At 58.0% G+C, this 15,726-nt stretch carries 14 protein-coding genes and 1 riboswitch; of the genes, 8 read left to right on the forward strand and 6 right to left on the reverse strand.

Going from position 1 to position 15,726, the window contains the following annotated elements; translation table 11 throughout:
- Positions 1 to 9 precede the first annotated feature (9 nt).
- Positions 10 to 771: a fimbrial biogenesis chaperone gene (locus BFV67_RS18705; RefSeq protein ID WP_069598787.1), complete on the forward strand. Its 762-nt coding sequence runs from the start codon at positions 10 to 12 to the stop codon at positions 769 to 771.
- On the forward strand, positions 755 to 1,816 hold the full coding sequence (locus tag BFV67_RS18710) for a type 1 fimbrial protein (protein WP_021242314.1): 1,062 nt from the start codon (positions 755 to 757) through the stop codon (positions 1,814 to 1,816). Before BFV67_RS18705 ends, BFV67_RS18710 begins: the two co-directional genes overlap by 17 nt.
- A 44-nt stretch (positions 1,817 to 1,860) precedes the next feature.
- Here the strand turns inward: BFV67_RS18710 and ribB are convergent, their stop codons facing one another.
- Positions 1,861 to 2,514: a 3,4-dihydroxy-2-butanone-4-phosphate synthase gene (gene ribB / locus BFV67_RS18715; RefSeq protein WP_008502964.1), complete on the reverse strand. Its 654-nt coding sequence runs from the start codon at positions 2,512 to 2,514 to the stop codon at positions 1,861 to 1,863.
- Positions 2,515 to 2,620: 106 nt separating this feature from the next.
- Positions 2,621 to 2,771: riboswitch (FMN riboswitch) on the reverse strand.
- A 119-nt stretch (positions 2,772 to 2,890) separates the two neighbouring features.
- On the opposite strand from ribB, the gene ubiK reads away from it, so the two are divergent.
- Positions 2,891 to 3,187, forward strand: coding sequence for a ubiquinone biosynthesis accessory factor UbiK (gene ubiK, locus BFV67_RS18720; RefSeq protein ID WP_008502963.1), 297 nt, complete (start codon positions 2,891 to 2,893; stop codon positions 3,185 to 3,187).
- A gap of 115 nt (positions 3,188 to 3,302) precedes the next feature.
- Here ubiK and hldE read toward each other — a convergent pair whose 3' ends face one another.
- From hldE to BFV67_RS18735, 3 genes are read right to left on the reverse strand one after another with little or no spacing between them, the layout of a single operon-like run.
- Positions 3,303 to 4,733, reverse strand: a complete 1,431-nt coding sequence (gene hldE, locus BFV67_RS18725; RefSeq protein ID WP_008502962.1) for a bifunctional D-glycero-beta-D-manno-heptose-7-phosphate kinase/D-glycero-beta-D-manno-heptose 1-phosphate adenylyltransferase HldE — start codon at positions 4,731 to 4,733, stop codon at positions 3,303 to 3,305.
- Between the two features lie 40 nt (positions 4,734 to 4,773).
- Complete coding sequence (gene glnE / locus BFV67_RS18730; RefSeq protein WP_069598788.1) at positions 4,774 to 7,629, reverse strand: bifunctional [glutamate--ammonia ligase]-adenylyl-L-tyrosine phosphorylase/[glutamate--ammonia-ligase] adenylyltransferase; 2,856 nt, start codon at positions 7,627 to 7,629, stop codon at positions 4,774 to 4,776.
- Positions 7,630 to 7,650: 21 nt separating this feature from the next.
- The gene (locus BFV67_RS18735; RefSeq protein ID WP_021242317.1) at positions 7,651 to 8,952 is read right to left on the reverse strand and encodes a CYTH domain-containing protein; all 1,302 of its coding nucleotides are present in this window, start codon (positions 8,950 to 8,952) and stop codon (positions 7,651 to 7,653) included.
- A gap of 229 nt (positions 8,953 to 9,181) precedes the next feature.
- On the opposite strand from BFV67_RS18735, the gene BFV67_RS18740 reads away from it, so the two are divergent.
- On the forward strand, positions 9,182 to 9,802 hold the full coding sequence (locus BFV67_RS18740) for a TIGR04211 family SH3 domain-containing protein (RefSeq protein ID WP_025912514.1): 621 nt from the start codon (positions 9,182 to 9,184) through the stop codon (positions 9,800 to 9,802).
- Between the two features lie 60 nt (positions 9,803 to 9,862).
- Complete coding sequence (locus BFV67_RS18745; RefSeq protein ID WP_008502958.1) at positions 9,863 to 11,104, forward strand: multifunctional CCA addition/repair protein; 1,242 nt, start codon at positions 9,863 to 9,865, stop codon at positions 11,102 to 11,104.
- A 10-nt stretch (positions 11,105 to 11,114) separates the two neighbouring features.
- On the opposite strand, the gene bacA is transcribed toward BFV67_RS18745, so the two are convergent.
- Positions 11,115 to 11,936 (reverse strand): undecaprenyl-diphosphate phosphatase, encoded by an 822-nt coding sequence (gene bacA / locus BFV67_RS18750; RefSeq protein WP_039265445.1) that lies wholly within the window; start codon positions 11,934 to 11,936, stop codon positions 11,115 to 11,117.
- Positions 11,937 to 12,041: 105 nt separating this feature from the next.
- Positions 12,042 to 12,410, reverse strand: coding sequence for a bifunctional dihydroneopterin aldolase/7,8-dihydroneopterin epimerase (folB, locus tag BFV67_RS18755; RefSeq protein WP_008502956.1), 369 nt, complete (start codon positions 12,408 to 12,410; stop codon positions 12,042 to 12,044).
- A 107-nt stretch (positions 12,411 to 12,517) separates the two neighbouring features.
- Here folB and plsY point away from each other — a divergent pair, with 107 nt between their 5' ends.
- From plsY to BFV67_RS18770, 3 genes are all read left to right on the forward strand, one after another.
- Positions 12,518 to 13,132 carry a glycerol-3-phosphate 1-O-acyltransferase PlsY gene (gene plsY, locus BFV67_RS18760; protein WP_008502955.1) on the forward strand — a complete coding sequence of 205 codons (615 nt, stop codon included), beginning with the start codon at positions 12,518 to 12,520 and terminating at the stop codon, positions 13,130 to 13,132.
- A gap of 90 nt (positions 13,133 to 13,222) precedes the next feature.
- On the forward strand, positions 13,223 to 14,689 hold the full coding sequence (locus BFV67_RS18765; protein ID WP_032653467.1) for an MFS transporter: 1,467 nt from the start codon (positions 13,223 to 13,225) through the stop codon (positions 14,687 to 14,689).
- Positions 14,690 to 14,898: 209 nt separating this feature from the next.
- Positions 14,899 to 15,726 (forward strand): urease accessory protein UreD, encoded by an 828-nt coding sequence (locus tag BFV67_RS18770; RefSeq protein ID WP_047747784.1) that lies wholly within the window; start codon positions 14,899 to 14,901, stop codon positions 15,724 to 15,726.

Consider the following 15,726-nt stretch of genomic DNA (forward strand, 5'->3'; position numbering starts at 1 on the left):
GAAATCATGATGAAATTAACCTTACTCAAAAGCCTGTGCCTGATGCTGGTCGGCACAGCATTCACCACTCACGCGGCCGTAAACCTGGACCGCACGCGCATTGTCTTTCCGGAAAGCGACAAGGCCAGCAGCCTGAAGATTGAAAACCAGAGTAAAGCGCTGCCCTATCTGGCGCTCTCCTGGATTGAAGATGAGAAAGGCCGTAAAGAAGACAGGCATTTCATGGCGCTGCCTCCGATTCAACGCATTGAAGCGGGTTCCGCATCGCAGGTCAGGATCGTTAAGCAAGCGGCCACCAGTCAGTTACCGAAAGACAGAGAATCCCTGTTTTATTTCAACCTGCGCGAAGTGCCGCCGAAAAGCACCAGCGCCAGCGATGAACGCAGCGTCATGCAGGTGGCGATGCAGAGCAGGATCAAGCTGTTCTGGCGTCCTAAAGCGATTACCAAAAAACCCGGCGAGCAGGCGGAAATGCGGATGGAAGTTTCAGCCACTGCGAATGGGCTGACCATACATAACCCGACGCCGTACTACATCACGCTGGCGTGGCTCAGTAAGAATGCCAGAACCATGCTGCCGGGCTTCGACAGCCTGATGCTTGCGCCTTTCGCGACAGCAACAACCTCTACCGGTGACTACCACGGTAACTATTACAGCATCGGTTATATCGACGATTACGGCGCGCTGAAAAAGGTCGACGTACAGTGCGCGGGAACGGCGCAGTGCTCGCTCACCGAACGGAAGATCGAAAAAGATGCGCAATCTCGCTAACGTATTGTTCATAGTGCTGCTCTCAGTGCTGCCTTTAAGAGAAGCGCTGGCGCTCGACTGCTACCTGGGCGGTTCGGGCGGCCCCGTAGAAGAAACTAAAACGATCTCGCCGTTTGCTATCCCCAGTAATGCACAGGCAGGTGAGAAAATTTGGGAATCGGATGACATCAAAATCCCGGTGACATGCAACCACAATGTCACAAGCAGTTTTCAACCGGAGGATATTTTTGGCTGGGTGAATCCTTATCCTTCAACCTCCGATCCCTATTATGAACTGGGCGTAACCTATGAAGGGATAGACTACGATGCAAAAGGCCAGCCTAACGGCGTCGATACCCGACAATGTCTGGACAACCAAAACATCACGATTTATACCCCCGAGCAGATCCGACAAATGGGATGGGAAAATCGTATCTGTTCCGGTAACCCGGATGATATCCACACTTCACGAACCTTCATTGCTCGTCTGCGCTTATACGTAAAAATTAAAGCCATGCCGCCTCACGGCTACGTCAGCTCGCTGAGCGATTACATCGTTGTCCAGTTTGACGGAAAAGGCGGCGTGAATCAGATGTCGGATGCGAAAAACCTCAAATATCACATCAACGGGCTGCAAAATATTACCGTTCTGGACTGCGGGGCAACGTTCAGTATTTACCCTGAGAACCAGGAGATTGATTTCGGCACCTTTAGCGCACGCGATATTGTGAATCAACAGACGCGTAAACGGACCTTTTCGGTGAAGACGACGAAAGTGCAGGATGCCCAATGTTCAGATGGCTTCAAAATGGACTCGTCGTTCTATACAAATGAAGCGCTTACGGCCAACGATACCGCACTGCTGATAGGCAATGGCCTGAAGCTGAGGATCCTTAACGGAACCGAGCCCTACACCTTTAACCACTATAACGAATACGTGGATTTTACGGGCAGCACGCTTGAGCATGAGCAGCAATACACCGCAGAGCTGTCGCCGGTCGAAGGAAAAGCGATCCAGTCCGGGCCGTTCGAAACAGTGGTGCTGTTCAAAATTAACTACCACTAAAGACAAAAAAGCCGGGTTTCCCCGGCTTTTTCACATCAGCCATTTCAGCTGGCTTTGCGCTCGTGCGCCTGGCGATACTCGATCAGATCTTCAATCGTTACCACCGGCATGTTGTGCAGACGTGCGAAGGTGATGCACTCTGGCGCACGCGCCATGGTGCCGTCATCGTTGGTCAGTTCACACAGCACGCCCGCAGGTTTGAAGCCAGCCAGCGTCACCAGGTCGATCGTCGCTTCGGTGTGACCGCCGCGGGTCAGCACGCCACCCGCCTGCGCGCGCAGTGGGAAGACGTGGCCTGGACGATGCAGATCGGATGGCTTCGCATCATCAGCAATCGCGGCACGTACGGTGGTCAGACGGTCAGCCGCAGACACACCGGTGGTCACGCCATGCGCCGCTTCAATGGTCACGGTAAATCCGGTACCAAAGGCGCTGGTGTTGTTTTCGACCATCATCGGCAGCTCGAGCTGCTTACGACGATCTTCGGTAATACACAGGCATACGATGCCGCTGCCGTGACGGATGGTCAGCGCCATCTGTTCAACGGTCATGTTTTCGGCGGCGAAAATCATGTCGCCTTCGTTTTCACGGTTTTCATCGTCAAGCACCATCACACCGCGGCCTTCGCGCAGTGCATCCAGTGCATGTTCAACACGTTGAGTTGAAGTGCCAAAAGAGGAAAGTAGCGTCTGATTCATGGTAAAAAAACCTCATTAACATTATGGTTACCAGAATCAGGGCAGTCTTAGGAGCGCCGTATAAGCGGCAAAAAGATAACGTGAGCGGGCCCATGCCCGACTGGATCGTTACTCTCTCCCATCCGGACTCTAACCGTCGGCCCCGGAATTACACCGGATCTGCTGACCTTTGAGAATTCACCCAAAGCGCTCGCGGGCTTTCAGCGTTAAGCTGATTTACCGCCGGTGGGGAATTTCGCCCCGCCCTGAGAATAAGCGAGATAACTATAACGCTATTGATTATCCTGGGCAATGCATAAGCATCAAACAATTTTGTTTACCCCGGGCATGACGCGCTACAATGGACACTAACACCTTTTCATCAAGGGAAACGACAATGATTGACCCGAAGAAAATTGAGCAAATTGCGCGTCAGGTTCACGAGTCTATGCCAAAAGGCATTCGTGAATTTGGTGATGACGTTGAGAAGAAAATCCGCCAGACGCTGCAGGCGCAGTTGGTTCGCCTTGATCTCGTCAGCCGCGAAGAGTTTGACGTGCAGACCCAGGTTCTGCTGCGCACCCGCGAGAAGCTGGCACTGCTGGAACAGCGTCTGACCGAGCTGGAAAACCGCAATGCGCCGGAAGAAGTGAAGCCAGCGCCAGCCATTCCGCCGGTGGATAACCAGGAGTAAGTGCGGCCTGTTGTGCCCGGTGGCGGCTACGCCTTACCGGGCCAAAATGAACGCGTAGGTCGGGTAAGGCGCAGCCGCCACCCGACATAAAAAAACGGGCCAATAGGCCCGTTTTTTACTGACTGTCTTTCTGGATCTTCTTGATGATGTTGGTGGTTGAACACCCGTCCTCAAAGTTGAGCACCATCACCTCGCCGCCGTTGGCCCAGACCTCTTCGCTGCCCGCGATTTGCTCCGGCTTGTAATCCCCACCCTTCACCAGCAGGTCCGGCAGAATACCGGCAATCAGGCGCTGCGGCGTGTCTTCTTCAAACGACACCACCCAGTCCACGGCTTCCAGCGCGCCGAGCACGATCATACGCTGCTCAAGCGGGTTCACCGGACGCGTTTCACCCTTCAGGCGCTTCGTGGACGCATCGCTGTTCACCGCCACAATCAGGCGATCGCCCAGCTTTCGCGCATTCGCCAGATAAGAGACATGGCCCGCGTGCAGGATGTCGAACACGCCGTTAGTCATCACCACTTTTTCACCGCGCTTGCGCGCGGCAGCAACGGCCACTTTCAGTTCCTCTTCGGTCATGACGCCAAAGCCGGTATCCGCACGGCCGCGCACCGCGTTTTCCAGCTCGATTGGGGACACGGTTGAGGTACCGAGTTTACCGACGACCACACCTGCCGCGGCGTTGGCGAAGTAGCACGCTTCTTCCAGGGAGTTCCCCGCCGCCAGCGTCGCCGCCAGCACGCCGATCACCGTATCACCGGCACCGGTCACGTCATACACTTCCTGCGCCTGGGTTGGCATATGCAGTGGTGCCTTGCCCGGCTGCAGCAGCGTCATCCCCTGCTCGGAGCGGGTCACCAGCAGCGCAGATAATTCGAAGTCAGCAATGATCTTCATGCCGCGCTCAACCAGCTCTTCCTCGGTTTTGCATTTGCCCGCCACCGCTTCAAACTCGGAGAGGTTTGGCGTCAGGAGGGTTGCGCCGCGATAGCGCTCAAAGTCGGTGCCCTTAGGATCGATCAGCACCGGTACGCTGGCCTTACGCGCCAGCTGGATCATCGTCTGCACGCTGGCCAGCGCGCCTTTCGCGTAGTCGGACAGCACCAGCGCGCCGATATTGCCTAACGCCTGGTTAATGCGCTCGTGCAGCGGCTCGGGATCAACGCCTTCGAACCCTTCTTCAAAGTCAAGGCGGATCAGCTGCTGGTTACGTGACAGCACGCGCAGCTTGGTGATGGTCGGGTGGGTCGGAACAGAAACGAAGTCACACTTCACGTTCACGTCCGCCAGCGACTTGCTCAGCGCGCGCGCCGCATCGTCGATACCGGTCAGGCCAACCAGACGCGAGTGCGCGCCCAGAGAGGCTATGTTCATCGCCACGTTTGCCGCGCCGCCGGGACGCTCTTCAATGGTGTCGACCTTAACCACCGGTACCGGTGCTTCCGGAGAGATGCGGCTGGTCGGCCCATACCAGTAGCGATCCAGCATCACATCCCCAACAACCATTACTCCAGCACGTTCAAACTCTGGCAGTGTTACTTTCATTCCTGACTCCAGAAAGATTCACAATTTGCGCGCGATAATATCACACTTGATTTGTTACGCACGGTTCCACCAGCCACTTCTGCCAGCTGGCCGTTACCTGAGCGCGCTCTGCGACAAAACAGTCCAGCGCCACGTGCCCCGGCTGCTCCTGTAGCGCCAGGTGATGCAGCTCGTCGCGCAGCGTGGTGTAGGCGCGGGTTAAAGCCTGCGCCTCCTGCTCGTCCATAATGTCGTTTTGCGCCAGCAGCTCCAGAATGCGCACGTTATCCGACCAGCGGGTCAGCTTCGGCTTGTCGTGCGCGTGGAGCAGCACCAGATACTGGGTAATGAACTCAATATCGGTAATCCCGCCCTCGTCGGCTTTGATATCAAAGCGATCGCGGTGTTTATTACCCAGGTGCGCGCGCATTTTCTCGCGCATCTCGCGCACTTCCGTCTGCAGCGTACTGCCCTCGCGCGGGGTGGTCATCACATCCTTACGGACGGCATCGAACTGCGTTTTGAGCTGCGGATCGCCATACACCACGCGGGCGCGCACCAGCGCCTGATGCTCCCAGGTCCAGGCTTCATTCTTCTGATAATCGGCGAAGGACTCCGTTGAGGTGACCAGCATACCCGCCGCGCCGGACGGACGCAGGCGGGCATCCACTTCATACAAAATGCCCGACGAAGTGCGGGTGCTGAACAGGTGCATGATGCGCTGGGCCAGGCGCAGATAGAACTGACGCCCGTCAATCTCGCGCTCGCCGTCGGTCATCACGTCAACCGGGCAGTCGTGCAGGAAAATTAAATCCAGATCGGAACTGTATCCCAGCTCCCAGCCGCCGAGCTTGCCATAACCGACCACGGCAAAGCCCCGCCCCTCACGGTCAGCAAGGTGCTTCGGCTGGCCGTAGCGGGCCACCATCTGCACCCACGCCTGCTGCACGACCGCGTCGATGATCGCCTCCGCGAGCCAGGTTAAGTGATCGCTCACTTTCATTACCGGCAGCGTTCCGGCGATATCCGCCGCCGCCACGCGCAGCATCTGGGCCTGCTTAAACTGTCGCAGCGCCTCCAGCTGCTGCTCTTCGTCCTCTTCCGGCACGCGCAGCAGATACTGACGCAGCTCGTCACGGTAGGCATCCGTCGCCGTGGGTTGATACAGGGTGTTCGGGTCGAGCAGCTCATCCAGCAGCAGAGGGTAGCGCGCCAGCTTGTTGGCCACCATCGGGGAGGCGGCGCAGAGGGAAATCAGGTGCTTCAGCGCCCCCGGAAACTCGCTCAAAAGCTCAAGGTACGTGGTGCGCGTGATGATCCCGCTCAGCAGCGGCATCATGCGCGACAGCGGCACCGGCGCATCCGCCCGCGAGCAGACCTCGCTCAGCAGGTGCGGCATCAGGTGATCCAGCACCTGACGGCCGCGCGGGCCAATGGCGCGCTTGTTCAGCTCAAGACGGAAATCGGCAATCAGCGCCACCACGCGATGGCGCGAGTCGTCGGTTAAATGCGTCAGCACCGGCGTGGTGTCATCTTCCTGGAGCGCGTCCTGCCACAGCTCGCGCCAGTGCTCGGAAAGGGCATCGTCCTGCGATTCGCTTTCGTCATCACCGATTAGCTCGTTGAAGATGCGGCGCACGCCTGCCATATGGGCATCGAGCCGTTCGGTCAGCGTTGACCAGTCATCCACGCGCATCCCCCAGGCCAGACGCGCCCGGTTAAGGTCATCCCCCGGCAGGGTCTGGGTCTGTTCGTCGTTGATGCTTTGCAGCAGGTTTTCCAGACGGCGCAGGAAAAGATAGGCCTCGCGCAGGGTTTGCGCGTCGCCGTCCGGCAGCAGGTGAAGCTGCTCAATGGCGCTCAGCGTCGGCAGCAGCGAGCGGGACTGTAGCGACGGCTCGCGCCCGCCGCGAATCAGCTGGAAGACCTGGACGATAAATTCGATTTCGCGAATGCCGCCCGCGCCGAGCTTGATGTTGTCCTTCAGCCCGCGACGGCGCACCTCACGGGCGATCATCCCTTTCATATTTCTCAGGGACTGGATCACGCTGAAGTCAATATAGCGACGGAACACGAACGGGCGCAGCATGGCGCGCAGCTCGTTGGCGTAGGCGTCGTCGCTGTCGCCCATGATCCGTGCCTTGACCATCGCGTAACGCTCCCAGTCGCGCCCCTGCTCCTGGTAGTAATCCTCCAGCGCGGCAAAGCTCAGCACCAGCGGCCCGCTGTCGCCGAACGGACGCAGACGCATGTCCACGCGGTAGACAAAGCCGTCCTGCGTCGGCTGATCCAGCGCCTTAATCAGACGCTGACCGAGGCGGGTAAAGAACTGGGCGTTGTCCAGCTCGCGACGGCCGCCGCGCGTGGAGCCGTTCTCGGGCCAGGCAAAAATCAGGTCGATATCGGAGGAGAAGTTCAGCTCGCAGCCGCCCAGCTTGCCCATCCCCAGGATCAACAGTGGCTGAGGAACCCCTTCCTCGCTGCACGGCGTGCCCCACTCTTTACAGCAGGCGGCGTAGAGCCAGTCGCGCGCGGCGACAATCAGCGTCTGCGCCAGCTCGCTTAACTGCTGCAGCGTACTCTCTTCGCTCACCAGCTCCAGCGCCTGCGCCCAGGCAATGCGCACCATCACACGACGGCGGAACTGACGCAGGACGCGCATCAGCGTCGCCTCATCCGCGACGTCTTCAAGCGCGGCCTGCAGCCAGGCGGCATAGTGCCGCCACTCGTCCGCCTGAGGCGGTACGTTCTCAAGCTCCGCCAGCCAGTCCGGGTAGACGGCAATGCTTTCCTGCACAAAATCACTGAAGACGAGCACGCTTTTCGCCTGCTCGCTTAACGATGACGCCGGTAATGACTCAGGCAGACGTTCGCAAACGGTCTGCCACTGCTGCTGTAACGGTGAAGAAAGCGGCATTCTAGGGGTTCCTTGCCAGAGTTAACGTTTTCCGCTGTGCAGCCAGTACGGCTCCTGCGAAATGGCCTCGTTACGGAAATGCTCTATCTCAATATGCTGACGGGTTTCGATGGCATGCTTCAGCCCCTGCCAGTTTTCCAGCCACGCCTGCGCCTGTGGCCCGTCGTAGGCACCGGAAAGGAGCAGCATGCTGTCGATGTTGCGCGAAAGACGGGGAAGCTGATCGCCATACTTATCGCCGAGCGGATACGCAAAGGTGCTCTTCAGTTCGGCCGCATGACGGGAAAGATGAATGTCTGCGAAACGCTTAAAGTTTTCCGCGATTTTGGCCTCGGCTTTCGCATCCAGGAAGGCGCGCCAGCCGCGCGTCACAAGAAACTCGGTCAGCGCCAGTTTTGCCGAAGCGGCTTGCGGACTGTAGATCGCCGTCTGCGCAGATACGTCCGAGAGCATCAGCGTTTCGGTTTGCGTCAGCAGATCACGTAAGTGAGCGCTCGCTTTGCGAGGAACAATACCGCCGAAGAGCGTCAGGGTATGGCGCACCAGGGCAATGGCCGCCAGCACGTGGGATTTGGCGTTTTTCACATTTCGTACCCACAGCTCTTCATGGTACTGCCACTGAGAAAGCGCCAGCTCCAGCGCGGCTTCCAGCCCCTGCTCAACGCTGGCTTTCGGCGCAACGCGCAAAATGGTCGTCTCTTTCAGCACGCGCGGCGCATTTCCGGCGGCCAGATGGTAACCCCGCGCGGCTTTGCTCAGGCTCCCCTGGCGCAATCCGGACTGGTTCACCAGCCTGCGCGCCAGCTTCAGCACGTCATTTGCGTCCCCTTCCAGCAGCTCAAGCTCCAGTTCGCAGATCGGCTCCTGGTACTCACCCGCCTTCACCTCACCCAGATCGAGGGCGATTTCGATGCGGCTTTTACCTTCCGTCACCAGCCATTTCTCGCGCCAGAAATCGGTGCTGAACAGCGGCTGCACCTGCTCCGCCAGCGTGGCAGGCAGCTCGCCTTCCGGCCAGACTTCCGCCGGAAAACGTTCCAGCTCAAGTTCTGGCTGACTGATGTCGATATTGTATTCCGGACGCTGATGTAACCCGCCGACCACGCGGCCGGCAATTTTCATCGTCATCTCGTAGCGCCCACTCGCGCCACGGATGCGCAGCCCCATATCGTGGCGGCGTAGCCAGTTATCCGGCGTTTCGTAATAAATATTAAGCAGTTGTACCGGTGCATGGTGTTCGCCGGAGAGCGTATGCAGATGCTGGCGGAGTGCGTCAACGCTGTCTTTTTCGACGATAAATTTTAATTCGATTTCCTGAGCCATAGCCTTGTACTTTTGCGGGCGTCACAGACGCGTCAATGAGGGCGAACTTCCTCGCCATTTGTTTGTCAGTACATAGTATTTTGCGCCAAATTGCCATGCAATGAGCAATTTGACGGGCGTAAATGTGTAGAGTCGTGACACAGATGATTCTGATTGCTGATGAATGCTTTGCGTAGAGACACTGTTGCCACTACTATCGTTCCACTATTTATGAAAATAACGACTAATGATGCTTAAATTACGCCTGATTGGACTTACTTTACTCGCTTTTAGCGCCGCAACCGCAGTGCACGCTGAAGAGAAGCGTTACGTTTCTGACGAACTGAACACCTGGGTACGCAGTGGCCCCGGAGATAATTATCGCCTCGTGGGTACGGTGAATGCCGGCGAGGAAGTCACCCTGTTACAGACCAACGCGGACACCAACTACGGTCAGGTTCGCGACAGTTCTGGCCGCACGTCCTGGATCCCGCTGAAAGAGCTGAGCACCGTGCCAAGCCTGCGCACCCGCGTACCGGATCTGGAAAATCAGGTGAAAACCCTGACCGACAAGCTGAACAATATCGACGGAACCTGGAACCAGCGTACCGCCGAGATGCAGCAGAAAGTGGCGCAGAGCGACGGGGTGATTAACGGCCTGAAAGAAGAGAACCAGAAGCTGAAAAACGAGCTGATTGTCGCGCAGAAGAAAGTGAATGCCGCCAACCTGCAGCTCGATGACAAACAGCGCACCATCATCATGCAGTGGTTTATGTATGGCGGCGGCGTGCTGGGCGTCGGTCTGGTGCTGGGTCTGGTTCTGCCGCACCTGATCCCAAGCCGTAAACGTAAAGATCGCTGGATGAACTAATTCGTCTTCTCTGCCAGACTTACGTATCATTCTGGAAAAGAGAAAACGGGAGTGTCAGGCGTGAAGAGTTATCTGGTCGGTGGTGCGGTACGTGATGCGTTGTTAGGTCTGCCGGTCAAAGATAAAGACTGGGTGGTGGTGGGCGCCACCCCGGAAGAGATGCTGGACGCGGGCTACCAGCAGGTAGGCCGCGATTTTCCCGTCTTTTTACACCCGAAAAGCCGCGAAGAGTATGCCCTGGCGCGTACCGAGCGGAAGTCAGGTTCGGGCTATACGGGCTTTACCTGCTACGCCGCGCCGGACGTCACGCTGGAGGACGATCTCCTGCGTCGCGATCTGACCATTAACGCGCTGGCGCAGGACGAGCACGGCCAGATTATTGACGCTTATGGCGGCCAGGACGATCTGCGCAACCGTCTCTTACGTCACGTCTCCCCGGCGTTTTCTGAAGATCCGCTCCGCGTGCTGCGCGTGGCGCGTTTTGCCGCGCGTTACGCCCATCTCAGCTTCCGCATTGCCGATGAGACCATGGCGCTGATGACCGCCATGACCGAGGCGGGCGAGCTTGAACACCTGACGCCAGAGCGCGTCTGGAAAGAGACCGAGAATGCGCTCACCACGCGTAACCCGCAGGTCTTTTTCCAGGTGCTGCGCGACTGCGGCGCGCTAAAGGTGCTGTTCCCGGAAATAGACGCACTGTTTGGCGTCCCGGCTCCGGCGAAATGGCATCCGGAGATTGACACCGGCGTGCACACGCTGATGACCCTGAGCATGGCGGCCATGCTCAGCCCTGACGTGGACGTGCGCTTTTCCACCCTGTGCCACGATCTCGGCAAAGGCTTAACGCCAAAAGAGCTCTGGCCTCGGCACCACGGGCACGGTCCGGCAGGGGTGAAGCTCGTCGAAGGGCTGTGCCAGCGCCTGCGCGTGCCGAACGAAATCCGCGATCTGGCGAAACTGGTGGCCGAATTCCACGACCTGATCCACACCTTCCCGATCCTGAAACCGGCCACCATCGTTAAGCTGTTCGATAACATCGACGCCTGGCGCAAACCCCAGCGCGTGGAGCAGATCGCGCTCACCAGCGAGGCTGACGTGCGCGGGCGTACCGGGTTTGAAGCCTGTGACTACCCGCAGGGACGTTTACTGCGTAAAGCCTGGGAGGTAGCCAAAGCGGTGCCGACGAAGGACGTTGTCGAGGCGGGATTCAAAGGCCCGGACATTCGCGAAGAACTGACGAAACGGCGGATTCAGGCGGTATCAGAGTGGAAGGAAAAGCATTGCCCTCAGCCAAAAGACTGAGGGCAGTCGGTCAGAAGAAGACCACGTACACCGCAGCGGCAACGATAAAGCGGTAGATCGCGAACGGAATGAACGAGATACGCTTAATCAGCTGCAGGAAGGTTTTGATGGCAATCAGCGCCACGATAAACGCGGTGATGAAGCCAACGGCGAACATCGGAATGTCGCCGGTGGTCAGGAAACCAATGCTTTTATAGAGGTCAAGCGCGGTGGCGCCCATCATCATCGGCACGGCCAGCAGGAACGAAAACTCTGACGCGGCGTAACGGCTCACGCCCATCAGCATCCCGCCGGAAATGGTGGCACCTGAACGGGAGAAGCCCGGCCACAGCGCCAGACACTGGAAGCAGCCAATGATAAACGCCTGACGATACGTCATATCGTCCAGCCCTTCCGCGCGCGGCGTTTTTGGCTTCAGCACTTCCGCGGCGATCAGCAGGAAGCCGCCCACCACCAGCGCGTACATCACGTTAATCGGGTTGAACAGCGATTTAATGGTGTCGTGGAATACCAGCCCCAGCACCACCGCCGGGATCATCCCGAGCAGAATATGGATCAGCGACAGGCGGCCTTTACTCATCCCTTCGTGCTGCGGCGGACGGCCAAAATGGATACCGATCAGGCCAAACAGACGGCGCCAGAACATCACCACCACCGCAAGAATAGACCCCAGTTGGATCACCACTTCAAACGTTTTGGCGGTATCGCCTTCAAAGCCCAGCAGATGACCAACAATGATCATATGGCCGGTACTGGAAACCGGTAAAAACTCCGTCAATCCTTCGACCACACCCAGTATTGCCGCCACCAGCAGCGAGTGCATATCGCTCATCTATAAACCCCTAAAAAAATATAAAAAAACGGTCGCCCCAACGGCTACCGTGAAAGATACAGCTATAAGACAGATATAACATAAAAGGGTTTAGCTATTATGACGTTAAATCTTGCCTTTCAGATTTGTGCCACGCTCGATAATGACGCCCACGTTGGCCGCGCGCGCCACCGCGCCCGGTTTGCTCAGCTTGATGCGCACCCAAGGTGAGTTGAATTTTTTCAGCAGCAATTCTGCGACTTCTTCCGCCACCCGTTCGACCAGCGCAAAACGTTGCCCTTCCACGTGACCGATGACCGTTTCACTGATGTCGGCGTAGCTAAGACAGTCGTTCACGTCATCGCTTTTTGCCGACTTGCGGTTATCCCAGCCCATTTCGATATCGAACACCAGCTTCTGCTCGATGGTCTGTTCCCAGTCGTAAACACCAATAGTGGTGATTACCGAAAGTTGCTCTATAAATACAATATCCATCACGACCTGCCTGCTTTTTGGCTAAACCGGATACCACTTCCGGCGAATTATGCGTATTATCCACAGATGCTGAGAATACAGATACATTTTCAAAACGGAACAGCGTTATGAGTGCAATCGCGCCTGGAATGATCCTCCTCGCCTATCTTTGCGGCTCAATCTCCAGCGCCATTCTGGTCTGCCGCATCGCCGGGTTACCTGACCCGCGTGAAAGTGGTTCCGGGAATCCGGGAGCGACCAACGTACTACGAATTGGCGGCAAGGGAGCAGCCGTAGCGGTTTTGATTTTTGATGTTCTGAAAGGGATGCTACCCGTCTGGGGCGCGTATGCGCTGGGCGTCACGCCGTTCTGGCTGGGGCTCATTGCCATTGCTGCCTGTGTCGGCCACATCTGGCCCGTATTCTTCGGTTTTAAAGGCGGCAAAGGCGTGGCAACCGCCTTTGGTGCCATTGCGCCTATCGGCTGGGATTTAACCGGCGTGATGGCTGGCACCTGGCTGCTCACCATTCTGCTGAGCGGCTATTCGTCGCTGGGCGCGATCGTCAGCGCGCTGATCGCCCCGTTCTACGTCTGGTGGTTCAAACCTCAGTTCACCTTCCCGGTATCGATGCTCTCCTGCCTTATCCTGCTGCGTCATCACGACAATATTCAGCGCCTGTGGCGTCGTCAGGAGACCAAAATCTGGACGAAGCTCAAGAGGAAGAAAAAAGACGCCCCGTAAGGTTAGTTATGCCTTATAGCCAAATGTGATTTTGGTCACCTTCTGCCTGTGGTAACTGTTAATGACACAACACAACCACATAAGAAGAAAATGGCAGAAATCACAGAAACAACTCCCCTTTCAACGGCAGGAAAACGTTCCGATGGCGACATCCAGTGGGTGCGCAGCGCATCGGATGTTTCACGCCTCGTTAATGATGGTTCTCAGGGCCGGGCCAATGCTCGCATCGTGATCGGTATCGCGCTGGGCGGGATTTTCCTCGATGCCTACGATCTGGGCGCGCTGGCCTTCGGCATAAAAGATATCACCCGCGAATTTAACCTGACGCCCGCCGGTACCGGCATGGTGGCGTCCGCCATTACGTTTGGCGCGATTGTCGGGGCGCTGCTCGGCGGTTATCTCACGGATAAAATCGGGCGCTATCGCGTCTTTATGGCCGACATGCTCTTCTTCGTGGTGGCCGCCATCGCCTGTGCGCTGGCCCCGAACGAATATGTGCTGGCGGGTGCCCGCTTTGTCATGGGGCTTGGCGTCGGGATCGACCTTCCCGTGGCGATGGCATTTTTAAGCGAGTTCGCCAGGCTAAAAGGCCCCGGCAATAAGGCCTCCAGCGTCGCCATGTGGTGCCCCACCTGGTATGCCGCCATCAGTATCTCCTACCTGCTGGTGCTCTTCTTCTACGCCGTGCTGCCGGAAAGCCACAGCGACTGGCTGTGGCGTTTGATTCTCGGCTTTGGCGCGGTACCCGCGCTGGTGATTATTGCCATCCGCAGCCGCTATATGAGCGAATCGCCGGTCTGGGCGGCAAATCAGGGCAACCTGAAGGAGGCGGCGTCCATTTTGCGTCAGTCGTATAACATCAATGCCCACGTGCCGCAGGATGCGCTCAGCCAGCCAGCTCCCGTCGTGAATAAAGCGAAATGGTCCAACTATCTGAACCTGTTCCGCGGCGTCTACTTACGCCGCACGACGCTCGCCACGCTGCTGTCCGTCGTCTCTTCGTTCGCCTATAACGCGGTGGCGTTTGGTCTGCCGGTGATCATCTCCAGCTTCTTTGTCCAGTCGATGCTGACCACCATCCTGATTTCTCTGGTGCTTAACCTGCTGTTTGCCTTCGTCGGCGGACTGCTGGCGGTACGCTACGTGCCGCGCTTCGGCGCATGGCGGATGTCGCTGGCGGGTTACGCCTGCCAGCTGGTCGCGCTGCTGGGCCTGGGGCTGATTGGTCGCCCGGAAGGCGCCACCGAAGGCGTGCTTGCCGTGGCGATGCTGGCGCTCTTCCTGTTCGGCCAGGGCTTCGGCCCGGGCGCGCATACCATGACGTTTGCCTCACTGAGCTACCCGACCTCGCTGCGCGGCGTCGGCGTGGGCCTTAACCAGACGCTGATGCGCAGCAGCTCGACGCTGTCGCTGTTCCTGTTCCCGCTGCTGGTCGCCTCACTCGATACCGCCGTGTTCTGGGTAATTGCGCTGGCGCCGTTTATCGGCCTGGCCTCGCTGCTGGCGATCCGCTGGGAGCCATCGGGTTATGATGTGGATGCGGAGGATTACCGCTAGCCTTTCCTGCCGGGTGGCGCTGCGCTTACCCGGCCTACATTGCGCATTCTCTTGTAGGCCCGTGCAAGCGTAGCGCCGCCGGGCGATTATCAAAAGTTTGAAACCGGCTCATATGAGCCGTTTTTTTATCCATAAGCGACTCATATGACAGCCTTCAATTCTGCCAGGGCATACTGAAACGACCCCGATGATGCGCAGATGGATGCAGCATGTTAGCAGCTCAGGTCACTGATAATTCGTACAAAGGCTGGCAGGCGTCGCTTGCCCTGCAGTTTTGTCACACCCCTGAGAAAACCCTCCTGCACTCCGCTCATCACGTCGGGCCGCTTACCGTTCAGCGTCCGTTTTACCCCGAAGGCGAAACCTGCCACCTTTATCTGCTGCACCCGCCGGGCGGGGTTGTGGGCGGCGATACGCTGGACATTTCCGTTCGGCTGGACGCCAAAAGCCACACGCTTATCACCATGCCCGGCGCCAGCAAGTTCTATCGCAGCAGCGGCCCGCAGGCGCGTCTGAGCCAGCATTTTTATCTCGATGAGGGATCCACGCTGGAGTGGCTGCCGCAGGACACCATTATCTTCCCCGGGGCGAATGCCGCGCTGCGCTCCGTCTTCCACCTGAAGGCCTCCAGCACGCTGCTGGCGTGGGAGCTGTACTGTCTGGGACGACCGGTAATCAATGAGACCTTCAGCCACGGCACGCTGGAGAGCCGCCTTGAGGTGTGGGTGGATGACGAACCCCGCCTGATAGAGCGCCAGCACCTCAGCGACGGCGATCTCACGCCCGTTGCCGGGCATCCGTGGATCGGCACGCTGCTGTTCTACCCGGCCAGAGAAGAACAACTCGACGCGGTGCGCGCGCTGCTCGCGCCTCTGGGCCATTTTGCGGGGGCAACGCTCACCGACGAGCTGCTGTCGGTGCGTTTTCTCTCCCACGACAACCTGATTTGCCAGCGGGTGATGCGCGATATCTGGCAGTCGCTTCGCCCGCTTCTCACCACCAAAACCGCCTGTTCGCCGCGTATCTGGCAGACATAA

Source organism: Enterobacter roggenkampii (assembly GCF_001729805.1).
GTDB classification, from domain to species: domain Bacteria; phylum Pseudomonadota; class Gammaproteobacteria; order Enterobacterales; family Enterobacteriaceae; genus Enterobacter; species Enterobacter roggenkampii.

Excerpts from the sequence above, each read along its gene's own strand:
- BFV67_RS18705 (WP_069598787.1), top strand. The coding sequence starts at position 10 with ATGAAATTAACCTTACTCAAAAGCCTGTGCCTGATGCTGGTCGGCACA.
- BFV67_RS18710 (WP_021242314.1), top strand. The coding sequence starts at position 755 with ATGCGCAATCTCGCTAACGTATTGTTCATAGTGCTGCTCTCAGTGCTG.
- ribB (WP_008502964.1), bottom strand. The coding sequence starts at position 2,514 with ATGAATCAGACGCTACTTTCCTCTTTTGGCACTTCAACTCAACGTGTT.
- ubiK (WP_008502963.1), top strand. The coding sequence starts at position 2,891 with ATGATTGACCCGAAGAAAATTGAGCAAATTGCGCGTCAGGTTCACGAG.
- hldE (WP_008502962.1), bottom strand. The coding sequence starts at position 4,733 with ATGAAAGTAACACTGCCAGAGTTTGAACGTGCTGGAGTAATGGTTGTT.
- glnE (WP_069598788.1), bottom strand. The coding sequence starts at position 7,629 with ATGCCGCTTTCTTCACCGTTACAGCAGCAGTGGCAGACCGTTTGCGAA.
- BFV67_RS18735 (WP_021242317.1), bottom strand. The coding sequence starts at position 8,952 with ATGGCTCAGGAAATCGAATTAAAATTTATCGTCGAAAAAGACAGCGTT.
- BFV67_RS18740 (WP_025912514.1), top strand. The coding sequence starts at position 9,182 with ATGCTTAAATTACGCCTGATTGGACTTACTTTACTCGCTTTTAGCGCC.
- bacA (WP_039265445.1), bottom strand. The coding sequence starts at position 11,936 with ATGAGCGATATGCACTCGCTGCTGGTGGCGGCAATACTGGGTGTGGTC.
- folB (WP_008502956.1), bottom strand. The coding sequence starts at position 12,410 with ATGGATATTGTATTTATAGAGCAACTTTCGGTAATCACCACTATTGGT.
- plsY (WP_008502955.1), top strand. The coding sequence starts at position 12,518 with ATGAGTGCAATCGCGCCTGGAATGATCCTCCTCGCCTATCTTTGCGGC.
- BFV67_RS18765 (WP_032653467.1), top strand. The coding sequence starts at position 13,223 with ATGGCAGAAATCACAGAAACAACTCCCCTTTCAACGGCAGGAAAACGT.
- BFV67_RS18770 (WP_047747784.1), top strand. The coding sequence starts at position 14,899 with ATGTTAGCAGCTCAGGTCACTGATAATTCGTACAAAGGCTGGCAGGCG.